This is a genomic window from Curtobacterium guangdongense (genome assembly GCF_049341845.1).
In the GTDB taxonomy this organism is placed as follows: Bacteria; Actinomycetota; Actinomycetes; order Actinomycetales; family Microbacteriaceae; genus Curtobacterium; species Curtobacterium guangdongense.
Genome location: NZ_JBMPIT010000004.1, coordinates 140846 through 156068 on the forward strand (window position 1 = coordinate 140846; position 15223 = coordinate 156068).

At 70.0% G+C, this 15223-nt stretch carries 7 protein-coding genes; all 7 read right to left on the reverse strand.

The genetic code is table 11. The features are described 5' to 3' along the window. Positions 1-19 precede the first annotated feature (19 nt). The 7 genes from ACO0E1_RS07270 to ACO0E1_RS07300 all read right to left on the reverse strand — a co-directional run bounded on the left by ACO0E1_RS07270 (position 20) and on the right by ACO0E1_RS07300 (position 15164). The gene (locus ACO0E1_RS07270) at positions 20-8536 is read right to left on the reverse strand and encodes an isopeptide-forming domain-containing fimbrial protein (protein WP_422873563.1); all 8517 of its coding nucleotides are present in this window, start codon (positions 8534-8536) and stop codon (positions 20-22) included. Between the two features lie 257 nt (positions 8537-8793). Then, complete coding sequence (locus tag ACO0E1_RS07275; protein WP_422873564.1) at positions 8794-9045, reverse strand: antitoxin; 252 nt, start codon at positions 9043-9045, stop codon at positions 8794-8796. 201 nt (positions 9046-9246) lie between these two features. Continuing rightward, the gene (gene tuf / locus ACO0E1_RS07280; protein ID WP_281266017.1) at positions 9247-10434 is read right to left on the reverse strand and encodes an elongation factor Tu; all 1188 of its coding nucleotides are present in this window, start codon (positions 10432-10434) and stop codon (positions 9247-9249) included. A gap of 158 nt (positions 10435-10592) precedes the next feature. Then, positions 10593-12710 (reverse strand): elongation factor G, encoded by a 2118-nt coding sequence (fusA, locus tag ACO0E1_RS07285; RefSeq protein ID WP_281266018.1) that lies wholly within the window; start codon positions 12708-12710, stop codon positions 10593-10595. Between the two features lie 97 nt (positions 12711-12807). Continuing rightward, positions 12808-13278 carry a 30S ribosomal protein S7 gene (rpsG, locus tag ACO0E1_RS07290; RefSeq protein WP_144760634.1) on the reverse strand — a complete coding sequence of 157 codons (471 nt, stop codon included), beginning with the start codon at positions 13276-13278 and terminating at the stop codon, positions 12808-12810. Positions 13279-13283: 5 nt separating this feature from the next. Beyond that, positions 13284-13652 carry a 30S ribosomal protein S12 gene (rpsL, locus tag ACO0E1_RS07295; RefSeq protein WP_058728453.1) on the reverse strand — a complete coding sequence of 123 codons (369 nt, stop codon included), beginning with the start codon at positions 13650-13652 and terminating at the stop codon, positions 13284-13286. A 369-nt stretch (positions 13653-14021) separates the two neighbouring features. Continuing rightward, positions 14022-15164 carry a hypothetical protein gene (locus ACO0E1_RS07300; RefSeq protein WP_422873565.1) on the reverse strand — a complete coding sequence of 381 codons (1143 nt, stop codon included), beginning with the start codon at positions 15162-15164 and terminating at the stop codon, positions 14022-14024. Positions 15165-15223: the final 59 nt, after the last annotated feature.

The following is a 15223-nucleotide window of genomic DNA, read 5'->3' on the forward strand; positions in this document are numbered from 1 at the left end:
GTCACCGCAGGCCGCTCGGTCACCGTGCGTCGCGTCGGCGGCGGACCAGGAGCAGGAGCAGACCGACCGAGAGCGCGAGCAACGCGAGCGCTCCACCGAGCCCGAGGCCCGCCGCACCGGTGAACGCCAGCGCACGGGGCTGCGGGTCGGCGCGGACCGGCGCCGGGTCGCTCGCGCGGAGCGGGTCCATCGCGACCGCGCCGGTCACCTGCGTCGTCGCGGACCGGACGGTCGCGACGTTGGTGATGCGGTCGGGGGCGTCCGCGGTGACCCGGACGGTCAGCTGGATCGCGATCCGGTCACCGCTGGCGAGCGGCTCGTCGAGCGTGCAGGACACCGTCGAGCCGGTCGTGCAGGTGGCGGCGCGGTCGTCGACGCTCACGAACGACAGGCCCGCCGGCAGTGCGTCGGTGACCACGACGGGACCAGGGTCCTCGGTGGGTCCGGCGTTGCTGACCGTGATCGTGTACCCGACCGTGCTCCCGCGGACGAGCTCGCCGGTGTGCGACTTCGTCACGGACAGGCTCGAGAGCGGCTGGACCGCGAGCTCGTCGTCGGCGTCGTTGTCCGCCAGCGTCGTCTCGGTGGTCGTCGTCGCGACCGTGGCCGTCGGCGTCACGCCGGGGTAGGCAGCAGCGGTGGGCGTCTGGTGCACCGTGATCGCCGGCGCCAGCGTGCCGGCCGGCAGCGTGCCGCTCAGCGCGAACGACACCGTCGTGCTGCCGTCGGGGTTCGCGACGACCCCGGTGACCGTCCACGCCGGGTCCGCCTCGGTGGAGACGTACGTCAGGCCCTTCGGCAACGTGTACGTCGCGGTGACGGCCGCTGCGTCGGAGAGCCCGGCGTTCCGGATCTGCACCGTCTCGGGCAGGTCCTTCCCGATCACGGCCTTCCCGGTGTGCCCGATGCTGATCTGCACGTTCGCGACGGCGGCGACCGGCAGCGGGGCCGTTGCCGTCCCGCCGTTGGTGCCGACCGGCTCCGGGGTGCCCTGCGCGGTGATCGCCGCACGGTTCTCGATCGCGCCGGCAGTGTAGCCCGACGCGATCGCCGTGGTCAGCCAGAGTCCCGGCGCATCCGTGCCCGCGACGACGGTCGATCCCAGCGTGCACGTCACGACGGTCGTGTCCGTCGTGCCGTCGCAGGTCCAGACGGCGCCGTCGGACTGCGCGGCCACGAACCGCATGCCCTCCGGCAGCTGGTCGGTGACGACGGTGTCCGGCTGCTCGTCGGACGGTCCCTCGTTGCGCACCTGCAGGTACCAGACCTGCTGGCCGCCGGCGGTGGTCGTCGTGGAACGGTCCGTCGACCCGGCCCGGTCGACCGGGGTCTTCGACAGCGTCAGCGCGGCGTGCGTGGTCACGTCGACGTCGGCACCCGCGGTGTCGTCCGAGGGATCCGGGTCGTCCGTCGCCGAGGAGACCGTCGCCGTGTTCCGGAGCGTGCCGGCCGGCGTCCCCGAGGCGATCGCCGCCGTCACGTGGAACGTGGCGGACGCACCGGACGCGAGCGTGCCGGTGGACCAGGTGGTCGGGTCGACGCCCTGTTCCCACGCGGCGTCGTCCGTGGTGACCGCGGTCACGGTCATCCCGGCCGGGGCGGTGTCGGTCCACGTGACGCGCTGGGCGTCCGAGGGGCCGGCGTTCGTCACGGTCACGTCGTACGTCACGTCCGTCCCGGCGTCGGCCGAGGCCGCGCTGGTCCTGGTCTTCGTGATCGACAGGTCCGCGGAGGTGGTGACGCCGACGGTCGCGTCGTCGTGCGCCGTCTCCCCCTTCGCGGTGACCGGCGCGGCGGTCGCGGTGTTCACGATGGACGAGCCACGGAACGAGGCCGGGACGTGCACCACGACGCCGATGGTGTCCGGATCGGTGGCACCCGCGGCGATGCCGTCGGTGCTCACGAGGGTCAGGACGCCGTCGACGTTCGACTCCACGGTCCAGTGCGCGGCGGTCCCGTCGGTCAGCCCGACGTACTCGACGCCGACCGGCAGCGTGTCCTGCACGCGGACGCTCGGGGTGGTCGCGTCGCCCGCCGGCAGGTCGGACGGCCCGTCCGGGTTCGCGACCTGGATCGTGTAGGTGACGTCCTCCCCTGCGTCGACCGACTGGACGTCCGCGGTCTTCGTGACCCGCAGTCCGACCGTCTGCGTCGCAGCGCTGGAGGTGCTCGCCGTCTGCGTCGCCGCGTTGTCCGAGCGCACCACGGCGGTGTTCGCGAGGGTGCCGGAGAGGTCGGCAGGCGTCGTCACCGTGATGGTGAACGACGACATTGTCCCGGCACGCAGGGTGCCGTCGAGCACGCAGGAGACCGTGTCGTCCGACGTGCACGTCCAGTCGCCGTCGGCCTGCGACCCGCCCTGGAGGCTCGTCCCCGACTCGAGCGCGTCGGTCACGACGACCTTCCGCGCGTCGGCCGTACCGGTGTTCCGGACCGTGATGGTCCAGTCCGCCGGCTCGCCCGCCACGAGGCGGTCGCTCGAGAACGCCTTCGCGATCGTCAGCGAGGTGGTGTCGTCGACCGGGGTGCTCGTGTTGCTGACGTCGTTCGACGCCTTCGGGTCGGTCGTCGACGGGTCGACGGCGACGCGGGCGGTGTTCGCGATCGTCTGCGACGCCGTCGTGTCCGGCTGCACAGTCGCCGTGACGGTGATCGGCGGTGCGGTCGTCCCGTTCGCCAGACCGTCACGGGTGCAGGTGAGGGTGTTGCCGTCGGTGTCGCACGTCCACCCGCTGTCGGCCGCGACGGTCGCCTGCTCGAGCCGTACGGTGCTCGGCAGCGTGTCGGTCACGGTGACGGTGCCGCGGGCGTCGGAGACGCTCTGCTCGGCAGGGTCACGGATGTTCTGCACCGAGAGGGTCCACGAAGCCGTCCCACCGGCGGTGAAGCGATCGGCAGCGGCCGTCTTCGTGATGGCGAGGTCCGCGATCGCGACCGGGGTGGTGCTCGCCGAGTCCGAGTCGTTCCCGTCGTTCGGGTCGAACGTCTGGCCGGTGCCCTGGTGGATCGTCGCGCTGTTGCGGATCGCGGTGAGCGGTGCGTCGGCGGGCAGCGTCAGTGCGACGTCGAGCTCCGGGAACGCCGAGCCCGACGCGACCACGGCACCGTTGGCGCAGGTCTGCTCGTCCGTGCCCGTCGTCGTGCACGTCCAGCCCGACCCGGTGAACCGCAGCGTGGCGCCGTCCGGGAGCCCGGCGACGGTGTCCACCACGGTCGTGCCGTGTGCGGCGTCCCCGCCGGTGTTCGTGACCACGATCGTCCAGGCCTTCGCCGTGGTCGCGCCGGCCACCACGTCCGCGGTCGTCGCCTTCTTGGCGATCGACAGGTCGGCCGCGGCGATCGCGGCGGTCGCGGTCGCGTCGGTCCCCGCGGTGCCGTCCTGCTGCTTCGGGTAGGTGGTGAACGAGCCGGCGCCGCCGTCGTACCCGGTGCCGCCGGAGGCGTCCGTGATCGTCGCGGTGACGTGGTTCGTGTGCTTCGTCGCCGTGCCGGCCGCCGTGGCAGCGGCCGTCGTCGGGGTCGCGCGGTAGTGCAGCGTCAGGGTCTCGTTGGTCCCGAGCGTCCCGAGGTCGGCCCAGGTGAGCGTGGTCCCGGCCGCTGACGGGTCGGGAGCGGCCGCGCTGGCGCCACCGTTCCTGGTGGTCGTCGAGCTGCCGGCGTCGTAGGTCCACCCGTCGGGCAGGACGTCCCGCGCGGCGACGGAGGTCGCGGCGCTGCCGGTGTTCGTGAACGTCACCGTGAAGTCGGACGGGACGCCGACGTAGGACAGCCCGCCGGCGGTGTCGTTGGACTTCGCCACGGCGACCGACGGGAACGACGGAGTCACCGACGCGCTCGCGGTGGTGGGGCCGTACGAGCCGCCGTCACCGTCCGGGAGCGAGGTGTACGTGCCCGTCGAGGCGGTGTTCACCAGGGCGTCGCCGGTCAGCTTCGTGTCCTCGTCGAGCACGGCGTGGTACGTGTACGTGGTCGTGGAACCGGTGCCGAAGGTCGTGCTGGGCCAGGTGATGACACCGCCGCCGCACTTCGCGTCGGTGCTGAGCGTGCCGCCGCCGGAGATCCGTGCGGGGTCGACCACGATGCCGTCCGGCACGCAGTCGGTGACGCTCGTGCCGTACGCGGGCGAACCGGAGCTCGAGACCGTCACCGCGTAGGTGATGTCCTGGCCCGGCTCGGCCTTCGCGGTCGTCGTGGTCTGCCCGGCGACCGTCGCCGACTTCGCGATCGCGAGGGACGGGGTCACCGCGGTGGCGTTCGCCTGGTTCGACGTCGTCGATGCGTCGGTCGGCTCGGCCCCCTTCGCCGTCCGGTCGTAGGCGAGCTTCGCGGTGTTCGAGTACGCGGTGCCCGACAGCTGACCCGCACCGAGCTGCACGGGGACGTCGACCGTGATCGTCAGCGGTGCGGCGAGCCCCGACGCGATGTCGGAGATCCGCACCGTGACGGTCCCGGAGGTGACCGACGGGGTGACGGTGACCGAGGAGTCGCTCGCGGTCGCGGTCGGGGTCCCGACCGCGGTCATGCCCTTCGGCAGGGTGTCCGTGATCCGGCCGTCGTACATCGCGACGTTCGCCGGGACGGTCGCGGTGATGCGGTAGGTCGCGGTGTCGCCGGCGCGGATCGGGAGCGCGTTCTTGTTCGCGGGGTTCGTCGTCGCGGTGCCCGTGCCGGCACCGGTCGTGGCGTTCCACGTCGGCGCCGTGAGCGTCTTCGCGATGGACGGTCCGGTCACGGTCACCGAGTTCGTCGTGGTCGCGACCTGCACGAAGGACGTGTTCGCCGTGGCGTAGTCGGTGTCGAGGCTGGACGCGAGGACCCTGGCGGTGTTCACGTACTGCCGTCCGGCGGGGGCGGCCGTCCCCACCGTCGCGGTGACGGTGATCGTCGCGGAGGCGCCGGCGGCCAGGGTGCCCACCGACCACGTGTGCAGCGTGGTGCCGGTCGGGCAGCTGCCCAGTGCGGTCTGCTGCGCGCTCGTCGGCGTGCTCTCGGCACGCGAGCTGCTCGTGAGGGTGAGTTCGTCGGGGAAGCAGTCCGCGATCACGGTCGACCGTGCGTCCGCGGTGGACGCGGTGTTCTTCGCCGTCAGCGTCCACGTCACCGTGTCCCGACCGGCGACGGTCCGGCCGCCCAGGTTGTTGGTCTTCGAGATGCCGACCTGCGGCGGCTGGACCGCGATCGTCTTCGCCGCGGAGCTCGTCGACGGGGTCCCGTCGGCCGGCTTCGACGAGAACGTCGCCGTGTTCGTGACGGCGCCGGGTGCGGTGCCGGACGCGTCGTACTTCCCGACCCCCTTCGTCACCACGAGCCCGGATGCGGTGACGGAGAAGACCGCGGTCGAGTCCCCGGCGTTGTCGAAGGTCGTGGGGAAGACCACGGCGCCGGCGCCGAGCGTGTTCCCCGTCCCGGTCAGCGTGAAGGTCTGCCCGGCGTAGGTCCCGTCGACGTCGGTCGACCGGGCCGAAGCCGGCACGGTGATCGTGCTGCCGTCCGGGAAGGTCAGGGTCCAGCTGCTCGCGGACGTCGTCGAGACACCGGTCGGCAACGGGTCGCTGAGCGTACCGTTGCCGACGCTCGTGTGCGCCGGGACGGTGGCCGAGTAGGTGTACGTCACGCCCTGGCCGGGCGCCGCGGTGTCCCCGGAGAGGTTCGTCGTGGAGCCGGCGACCGAGCCGCCGCGCTTCTCGACCGCCACGGCCGGGATCGACACGGATCGTGCAGCGTCGGCGTTCGGCGCCGTCCCCTGCCCCGGCGCCGGCGTCGCGGTGAAGGTGCTCCCAGCAGCCTTCGCCGGGATCCAGGTGGTCGTCGTGTCCGCGTTCGTCGTGGTCGTGAAGCTGGTGACCGACGCGGTGTTGGCGTACGCCGTGCCGACGTACCCGGGGGTCGGCACGGTCAGGTCGTACGTCAGCGCCTTCGTGGCAGCGGCGTCGATCGAGGGGATCGTCCAGCGGAGGTAGCGCGAGGACGCGTACTGCGACGCGGCGCCGGTCGGAGCCGGACCGCAGGCACCGTCGTCCGAGATCGCCGAGACCGCAGCACAATCGACTCCGGCGGGGAGCGCATCCCACACCGTGACGTCACCGATGGCCGCGCTGGAGCCCGTCGCCGGTCGGTTGCCGACGGTCAGGCGGTAGTGCAGCGTCGCGCCCTCGGTCGTCGTCGGCGGGTTCGTGACCGAACCGCTGGCGTCGACGATGTCCTTCGCGAGGGTCGCGGTGGGCGTCCCGGCGACGGCGTAGCCGACCGAGGTGCGGAGACTCGTCACGGCGCCGGCGGTGTTCTGCTGGGCGACCTTCATGAGGTTGTCGGCGAGGTCGACCTTCGTCGCGCTCGAGCCCTGCGAGGTGATGCGCGCGGCGACGTAGAGCACGACCCGTGCACCGTCGGCGTCGCCGTCCACGTACGTGCCGCTCGCGCCGGAGACCGTGTGCCCGATCGCGAACGCGCCCGTCGTCGACGACGAGGACGTCAGGGCGACGTCCGACTCCGGGACCGTGCTCTCCGTCCCGTAGGACCAGTCGGTGTCCTCGGCCCAGCTGCTGCCGGCCGTGGTGTGCACGGGGAGCATGTCGGTGATCGTCGCGTTGCGGCTCTGGACGCCGGCCGGGAAGTCCACCTGCAGCTTGAAGCAGACCAGGTCCCCGAGCTGGAAGGCGTCGCTCGGGGTGGTCGTCACGTAGGAGCCGGGCCGGCCGGCCGCGGAGCAGTCGGCGGAGCTCGTCACGCCGTCGCTCGCGCTCCGCGGCAGGACGGACTTCGTGATCGTCGGGGCCTTCGACGTGATGGACGCCCGGGAGTCGTCGACCACCTTCGTGGCACCGCTGTCGCCGTGGACGCCGGTGGAGGTGCCCGTCATCGCGACCGTGTTGTCGAACGAGTCACCGGCGGACGTCGGCCCGCCTGAGCCCGTGACCGAGTAGGCGGTCCGCATGAGCGCCTGGTACCGGACGGTCGTCGCGCCGTCTGCTGCCAGGTCCGCGATGTGGAACGAGATCGTGAACTTCCCCGTCGCGGCGTCGTAGGCGACACGGTCCACGGTGGCGTTCGTCATCTGCTGGTCCAGCGACGCGTTCATCGCGAGCGTGCAGTCCGCGGGGAAGGTCCCCGTGGTGGGCGTGCCCGCAGGGTACGCGGGGCAGAGTCCGTCGCCGAGCGTGTCGGTGAACGTGATGCCCGCCGACGACTCGTACTCGCTCGCCCGCACGTCCAACGAGTAGGTCGCGAACTTCCCGGCCGCGAACGAGCCGTCCGCCGGCGTGGTGACCGACTTCGCCACGGCGAGGTCCATCGCCTCGACGGTGAGTGCGGCGCTGGCGGACTGCGCCGAGGTCGCCGTCCCGCCGACCTTGCCCGTGTAGGTCCCGGCGGCGACGACGGTGTTCTCCTGTCCGCGGCCGTTCGAGGTGGTGTCGGCAGTGTCCTGCCGGGTCGAGGGGCCGTTGTTGTTGTCGAGGTTCGCCTCGTCGTGCAGCCCCGTGGCGGCGGGTGCCGACACGGCCCCGGCGGGCTTGTCCGTGCCCTGCCCGCTGAACGCCATGGTGTTCTCGAAGAGCGGCACCGCGGCGAGGTACTTGATGGTGACCGCGGTGTTCGTCAGCGTCGGGATCGACCAGACGACCTTCGTGAAGACCGCGCCGCCCTGTCCCGGGACGTCGTCCACCGTCGTGACGCTGTCCGGCGTCAGGCAGGCGCTCTGGTCCCACGAACCCGTGGCGCCGGCCGCCGTGGCGGACTGCAGCGACGGAGCGCCCGCGTACTCGGGTCCCGAGGTCGTGTTGTCGATCGCGCCGCAGCCGAGGAACTCCAGGCCCGCCGGCAGGAGGTCCGTCACCGTGACGTTCGTGCTCGGAGCCGTGGCGGTGTTCTGGACGGTCAGCGTGTACACCGTCGGGTGGTCGTGGACGCCGCGGACGAGCTCGTTCTCCGGGCTGCCCTCGGCCTTCGTGATGCGGATCGCGGAGATCGACGTCGGGTTCGACGTCGCCGTGGCCGAGTTCGACGTGTTCGTCGCCGGAGCCCCGGTGGCGTCGAACGTCGGGATGTTGCGTGCGTCGTCGTTCACGGCGATCTGTGCCGTGCCGGTGAACGACGTGCCCACCGGGAAGACGGCGTCGGACGCGGTGACCTGGAACGCGATCGACTTCTGGTCACCCGAGACCAGGTCGGACACGTTCGAGAAGACGAGGAGCGTGCCACCGTCCGCGAGGGTCGTCGTGGTCGGATCGGGGAGCGCCATTCCGTCCGCCGTCGCCTTGCCCGCGACGTAGCTCACGCCGGCCGGCAGCGTGTACGAGTACCCGAGGTTGTAGAGGTCCGTGCCACCGGATGCATCCGCGGTGTTCTTCGCCGTGAGCGTCACCGTCGCCGGTGCCCCGCTCAGGACCGAGTCGTCCGCCTTCGCCGTGACGCTGACCGTCGAGGCCGCCGCCGCGGGCTGCGCGATCGCGAACACCGCGAGGAGACCGGTCACGAGGGCGATCACCACCGCCATCGCCACGGATCGGGGGCGCGCGGGCAGCAGGGACAGTCGCATCGGAGAGTGCTCTCGAGTCGTCGTCGGATGACGCGAGGCACAGCAGACCGCGCCGTCGGCCGGGCAGGGTCGAGCAGCGAGGAGGGGGTGTTCGGGTCACCGCGGCACCCAGGGCGGTCCCGCGACTCCACGGTATCGAGCACACTGACGGACCGATGCACCCAGATCGGGGTACACCGTTGTCGGTCTTCCGAGGGACGCGAACACCCGCCCGGCGCATGCCGGACGGGTGTGGGATCGCAGGAGTCGGAGCGGGGCTACTCGTTGCCGACGTGCTTGTCGACGTTCGCGGCGGCGTCGTCGATCTTGTCGTCGAACTTCCCGCCGGTGACCTTCTTGATGCCGTCGGCGAGCCCGTGGATGATCTTGTCCGAGACCTCTTCCGCCTTCTCGCTCTTGACGGCCTCCTCGATCTTGTCCCTGTTCTGGTCGACGAAGGCCTTCGCCTTGTCGGTGACCTCCTGCGCCTTCGCGGAGACGTTCTTCTGGATGTCGTCGAAGCCGGCCATGGTGCCTCCCTGTCGGCCGGGGTCCCGGCCATCCGGTGGCCGGGTGGTCCGGCCGCTTGCGACACATGTTGCCCGACCGGCCACGGTCTGTCCGCAGAACGCAGCCGAGTCGTAGCCGCAGCCGCCGCGCCCGCCCCCACCGCAACGACGAAAGCGGGGCCGGACCCGAAGGTCCGACCCCGCTGACGCAAGGAACGAGCGTTACTTGATGATCTTCTCGACCGTACCGGCGCCGACCGTACGACCACCCTCACGGATGGCGAAGCGGAGGCCCTCTTCCATGGCGATCGGCTGGATCAGCTCGACCGTCATCGCGACGGTGTCGCCGGGCATGACCATCTCGGTGCCCTCGGGCAGCGTGATGACGCCGGTGACGTCCGTGGTGCGGAAGTAGAACTGCGGACGGTAGTTCGCGTAGAACGGGTTGTGACGGCCGCCCTCTTCCTTGTTCAGGATGTACGCGTTCGCGGTGAACTCGGTGTGCGGCGTGACCGAACCCGGCTTCACGACGACCTGGCCGCGCTCCACGTCCTCACGCTTGAGGCCACGGATGAGCAGACCGGTGTTGTCACCGGCGACTGCCTTGTCGAGCAGCTTGCGGAACATCTCGATGCCCGTGACCGTGGTCTTCTGGGTCGGCTTGATGCCGACGATCTCGACCTCGGAGTTGAGGTCCAGCTCGCCGCGCTCGACGCGACCGGTGACGACGGTGCCACGACCGGTGATCGTGAAGACGTCCTCGATCGGCATGAGGAAGGGCTGGTCGGTGGCGCGCACCGGGTCCGGCACGTGCTCGTCGACCTGGGCCATGAGGTCCTGGACGGACTTGACCCACTTCTCGTCGCCCTCGAGCGCCTTGAGCGCCGAGACCTGCACGACGGGGGCGTCCTCGTCGAACTCCTGCGAGCCGAGGAGCTCACGGACCTCGAGCTCGACGAGCTCCAGGATCTCCTCGTCGTCGACCATGTCGGACTTGTTCAGCGCGACGACGATGTACGGCACGCCGACCTGGCGGGCGAGCAGCACGTGCTCACGCGTCTGGGGCATGGGACCGTCGGTGGCGGCGACCACGAGGATCGCGCCGTCCATCTGGGCCGCACCGGTGATCATGTTCTTCACGTAGTCGGCGTGACCAGGAGCGTCGACGTGCGCGTAGTGGCGCTTGTCGGTCTGGTACTCGACGTGCGAGATGTTGATCGTGATGCCGCGCTGGCGCTCTTCGGGAGCGTTGTCGATCTGAGCGAAGTCACGGGCCTCGTTGAGGTCCGGGTACTGGTCGTGCAGAACCTTGGTGATCGCCGCCGTGAGCGTGGTCTTGCCGTGGTCGACGTGACCGATGGTTCCGATGTTGACGTGCGGCTTGGTGCGCTCGAACTTGGCCTTGGCCACTGTGGGTCCTCCTCAGGACTCGGATGCGAGACCCCCGGGAGCACCCCTGTCAGGGATGCCGAACCGTTGGCACGCGGTGTGTGTGTCTTTACTTTACTTGGTGGCGAGGGGCCCGTCGCCGGGCGCCCCCGCCTGTGGAGAGCACGCTCGGGAGAGCGTCACTCCCCCTTGGACTTCGCGACGATCTCCTCGGCGACGTTGGACGGGACCTGGTTGTAGGTCTCGAACGTCATCGAGTAGACGGCACGACCGGAGGTCTTCGAACGAAGGTCCCCGACGTAGCCGAACATCTCGGACAGCGGCACGCTCGCGCGAACCACCTTGACGCCGGAAGCGTCCTCCATCGCGGCGATGTTGCCACGACGCGAGCTCAGGTCACCGATGACGTCGCCCATGTACTCCTCGGGCGTACGGACCTCGACGGCCATGATCGGCTCGAGGATGACCGGACCGGCCTTGCGAGCCGCTTCCTTGTAGGCCATCGAGCCGGCGATCTTGAACGCCATCTCGGACGAGTCGACGTCGTGCGCCTGGCCGTCCTTGAGGATGGCCTTCACACCGACGGTCGGGTACCCGGCGAGGATACCGACCTGCATGGCGTCCTGGATACCGGCGTCGACCGACGGGATGTACTCACGAGGCACGCGACCACCGGTGACAGCGTTCTCGAACTCGTAGACCTTCTCCGCCGTGACCTCCATCGGCTCGAGCGCGATCTGCACCTTCGCGAACTGACCGGAACCACCGGTCTGCTTCTTGTGGGTGTAGTCGTAGCGCTCGACGGTCTTGGTGAGGGTCTCGCGGTAGGCCACCTGGGGCTTGCCGACGTTCGCCTCGACCTTGAACTCGCGCTTCATGCGGTCGACCAGGATGTCGAGGTGGAGCTCGCCCATGCCCTTGATCGTCGTCTGACCGGTCTCGGCGTTGAGCTCGACGCGGAACGTCGGGTCCTCTTCGGCGAGCTTCTGGATGGCCGTGGAGAGCTTCTCCTGGTCAGCCTTGGTCTTCGGCTCGATCGCCACCTCGATGACGGGCTCCGGGAAGGTCATCGACTCGAGGACGACCTGGTCCTGCGGGTCGCACAGGGTGTCACCGGTGGTGGTGTCCTTCAGGCCGATGACCGCGTAGATGTGACCGGCGGTGACCGCGTCGACCGGGTTCTCCTTGTTGGAGTGCATCTGGAAGATCTTCCCGATGCGCTCCTTCTTGCCCTTGGTCGAGTTGATGACCTGTGCACCGGACTCGATGTGGCCGGAGTACACGCGGACGTAGGTGAGGCGACCGAAGAACGGGTGCACCGCGACCTTGAACGCGAGCGCCGAGAAGGGCTCGGAGGCATCCGGCTTGCGGATGATCTCCTTCTCCTCGTCCTTGACGTCGTGGCCGATCATCGGCGGGACGTCGAGCGGCGACGGCAGGTAGTCGATGACCGCGTCGAGCATCGGCTGGACGCCACGGTTCTTGAAGGCAGAACCGCAGAGCACCGGGTAGAGCTCGCTGTTGACGGTGAGCTTGCGGATCGCAGCCTTGATCTCGGCCACCGAGAAGTCGGTGTCGCCCTCGAGGTAGCGCTCCATGAGCTCGTCGTCCGCCTCGGCCACGCGCTCGATGAGCTTCTCGCGGTACTCGGCGGCGCGGTCGGCCAGGTCGGCCGGGATCTCTTCGATCTCGTACTTGGCGCCCATCTGGACGTCACCCTTGGCGTCGCCGCGCCAGGTGAGGGCACGCATCTCGACCAGGTCGACGACGCCCTCGAAGGAGGACTCCGCACCGATCGGGAGCTGCAGCACGAGGGGCTCGGCGCCGAGGCGCTTCACGATCGTGTCGACGGTGAAGTAGAAGTCCGCACCGAGCTTGTCCATCTTGTTGACGAAGCAGATGCGCGGGACGTTGTACTTGTCCGCCTGACGCCACACGGTCTCGGACTGGGGCTCGACGCCCTCCTTGCCGTCGAAGACGGCGACGGCACCGTCGAGGACGCGGAGCGAGCGCTCCACCTCGACCGTGAAGTCCACGTGACCGGGGGTGTCGATGATGTTGATCTGGTTGTTGTCCCAGAAGCAGGTCGTCGCGGCCGACGTGATCGTGATGCCGCGTTCCTGCTCCTGCGCCATCCAGTCCATCGTGGCGGCGCCGTCGTGGACCTCACCGATCTTGTGCGTGATGCCCGTGTAGAACAGGATGCGCTCGGTGGTCGTGGTCTTGCCGGCGTCGATGTGCGCCATGATGCCGATGTTGCGGACCTTGTTCAGGTCGGTGAGCACGTCCTGTGCCACAGGGTTCCTCCGGAAGAGTTGTAGGAGATGGTGGTCGGCCGGGCGCCGTGGGTCTTGCCCTGACGGCGCCCGAACCGATCAGCCAGGTACGCCGGGATTACCAGCGGTAGTGCGCGAAGGCCTTGTTCGACTCGGCCATCTTGTGGGTGTCCTCGCGGCGCTTGACAGCGGCGCCGAGACCGTTCGACGCGTCGAGGATCTCGTTCATGAGACGCTCGGTCATCGTCTTCTCGCGGCGAGCCTTGGCGTACGAGGTCAGCCAGCGCAGGGCCAGCGTGTTCGCACGGTGCGGCTTGACCTCGACCGGGACCTGGTAGGTCGAGCCACCGACGCGGCGGCTGCGGACCTCGAGGGTCGGACGGACGTTGTCGAGCGCCTTCTTCAGCGTGACGACGGCGTCCTGGCCGTTCTTGGAAGAGACACCTTCGAGTGCGTCGTAGACGATGCGCTCGGCGAGGCCCTTCTTGCCGTCAAGCAGGATCTTGTTGACGAGCTGGCTGACGATCGGTGCGCCGTAGACGGGGTCTGCGACGACGGGACGCTTGGGGGCGGGACCCTTACGAGGCATCTAACTCAACCCTTCTTCGCGCCGTAGCGGCTACGCGCCTGCTTACGGTTCTTGACGGCCTGGGTGTCCAGTGCGCCACGGATGATCTTGTAGCGGACACCCGGGAGGTCCTTCACACGACCGCCGCGGACGAGCACCATCGAGTGCTCCTGCAGGTTGTGGCCCTCACCGGGGATGTAGGCCGTGACCTCGGTACCGTTCGAGAGCTTCACACGAGCGACCTTGCGCAGTGCCGAGTTCGGCTTCTTCGGGGTGGTGGTGTAGACGCGGGTGCACACACCACGCTGCTGGGGGTTCGCCTTGAGGGCCGGTGCCTTGGTCTTGACGACCTTGGGCGTACGACCCTTGCGAACCAGCTGCTGGATAGTAGGCAACTGTTCTCCTGGTTCTTCGCTCGTGTTCTCTGGCCGACGTGGTCCGTCGGCATCCTCGCCCACGCGAACGGCCGCCTGTCAGGCGGACGTGGTTTGGGGGCGGACTGTCCGGATCAGGTCGTCGACCTGCCGAACTTTTCGGGCGCGCCCGAGGGCGCACACCCGGAAGAGCCTACCTGCGTAACCTCGCGAAATCAATCCGGGCGCGTCGCCCTGGAGGCCCGTGGAATCGGCCGTCGGCGAACACCCGTCCGCCGGCCGGTCGCGCCGGGCGCGGGGCGCGCCCTGGAGCCCGCCACGCGTTCCGGCGAGCCGCCGTCGGGGAGGTGGGCCGGGCCTCCCGTCCGGGACGGAACCGACCACCCGTGATCAGGAGCCGGTGTCCGACGACCCGTTGCCGATCGACGACTCGAACGTCGCGCCCGCGTCGGTGAACCCCGTGATGTAGCCGGAGGCGTTCACGTTGATCGGACCGGCCGTCGCCGTGCCGGAGCCCGCCGGCCCCGTGAAGTTCGCCGTGAACGTCGCCGAGCCGTACGACGACGTGGTGACCATCCAGCCGTCCGCGAGCCAGCCGTCCACCTGCACGGTCGGGCGGGCGTCGAGCGTCCACTTCTGGTCCGTGTAGGTGTTCGCCGGGTTCTCGCCGTACGCGTAGAAGCTGCAGCCGTCCGGGGTGGTCGACGTCGAGGCGATGCAGCCGTCCACCCAGGCGTTCACCGCGTCCGTCGCAGCCGCCCTCCCGTCGTCGGTGAGCGTCGTCGTGATCGACACCGGCGTCGACTCCGCTGCGCTGAACCCGCGGACGTCCGCCGTCGTGGCGTCGGCCGTGAACCACTTGCCGCCGTCGACCGCGACGTCGTACGAACCCGGGAGTGCACGCAGGGTGAGCCCGCCGGTCTTGTCCGTGGTCGCCTTCTGGCCGGCGACCGCGACCGTGGTGCCCGCCGGCGCCTGGACGACGACGTCCACCGATCCGAGGTCGGGTGCCTGGAGCTCCCACTTCGGGAAGACGCCCCAGTCGGTGCCGGTCTTGTCGAGGGTGAACGTGGCGGCGACCTGGCGCCCGCTCTGCGTCAGGTACGCACCGACCGTCGCGGTGTCGCCGTCGGTCTTCGTGGCGGCGATGCGGTACCCCGTGACCCGTGACTTCGCCTTCGCGTACGCGGCGTCGGTCAGCAGGACGTCGTCCTTCGAGTGCTTGATGCCGGCGTCGGTCAGGGCCGCGTCGACCTTGCCGGACCGCAGGTGGTCGAGGAACGCCTCGACCTGGCGTTCCGGCGCGTGGGTGTTCGAGCCGACCGAGTACCCGACCCCGCCCGCGACGGCCAGCAGCACCACGGCTGCTCCGCCCGCGATGATGCCGATGAGTGCGCCGCGGCGCATCCGCTTGCGCGGCCGCGGTGCCGGAGCCGCTGCCGCGCCCGCCGGCGCTTCGCGCGTGCCGCTGATGTCCGCGACCCGTGGGACGGATCCCCATCCGTCCTGCGGTGCGGTGTCGTCCGTGCTCATCGGTCCCCCGTGGTCTCGCTGCCGCGCTGTTCCGGCGGCACCGAGATCCTACCGGCGAC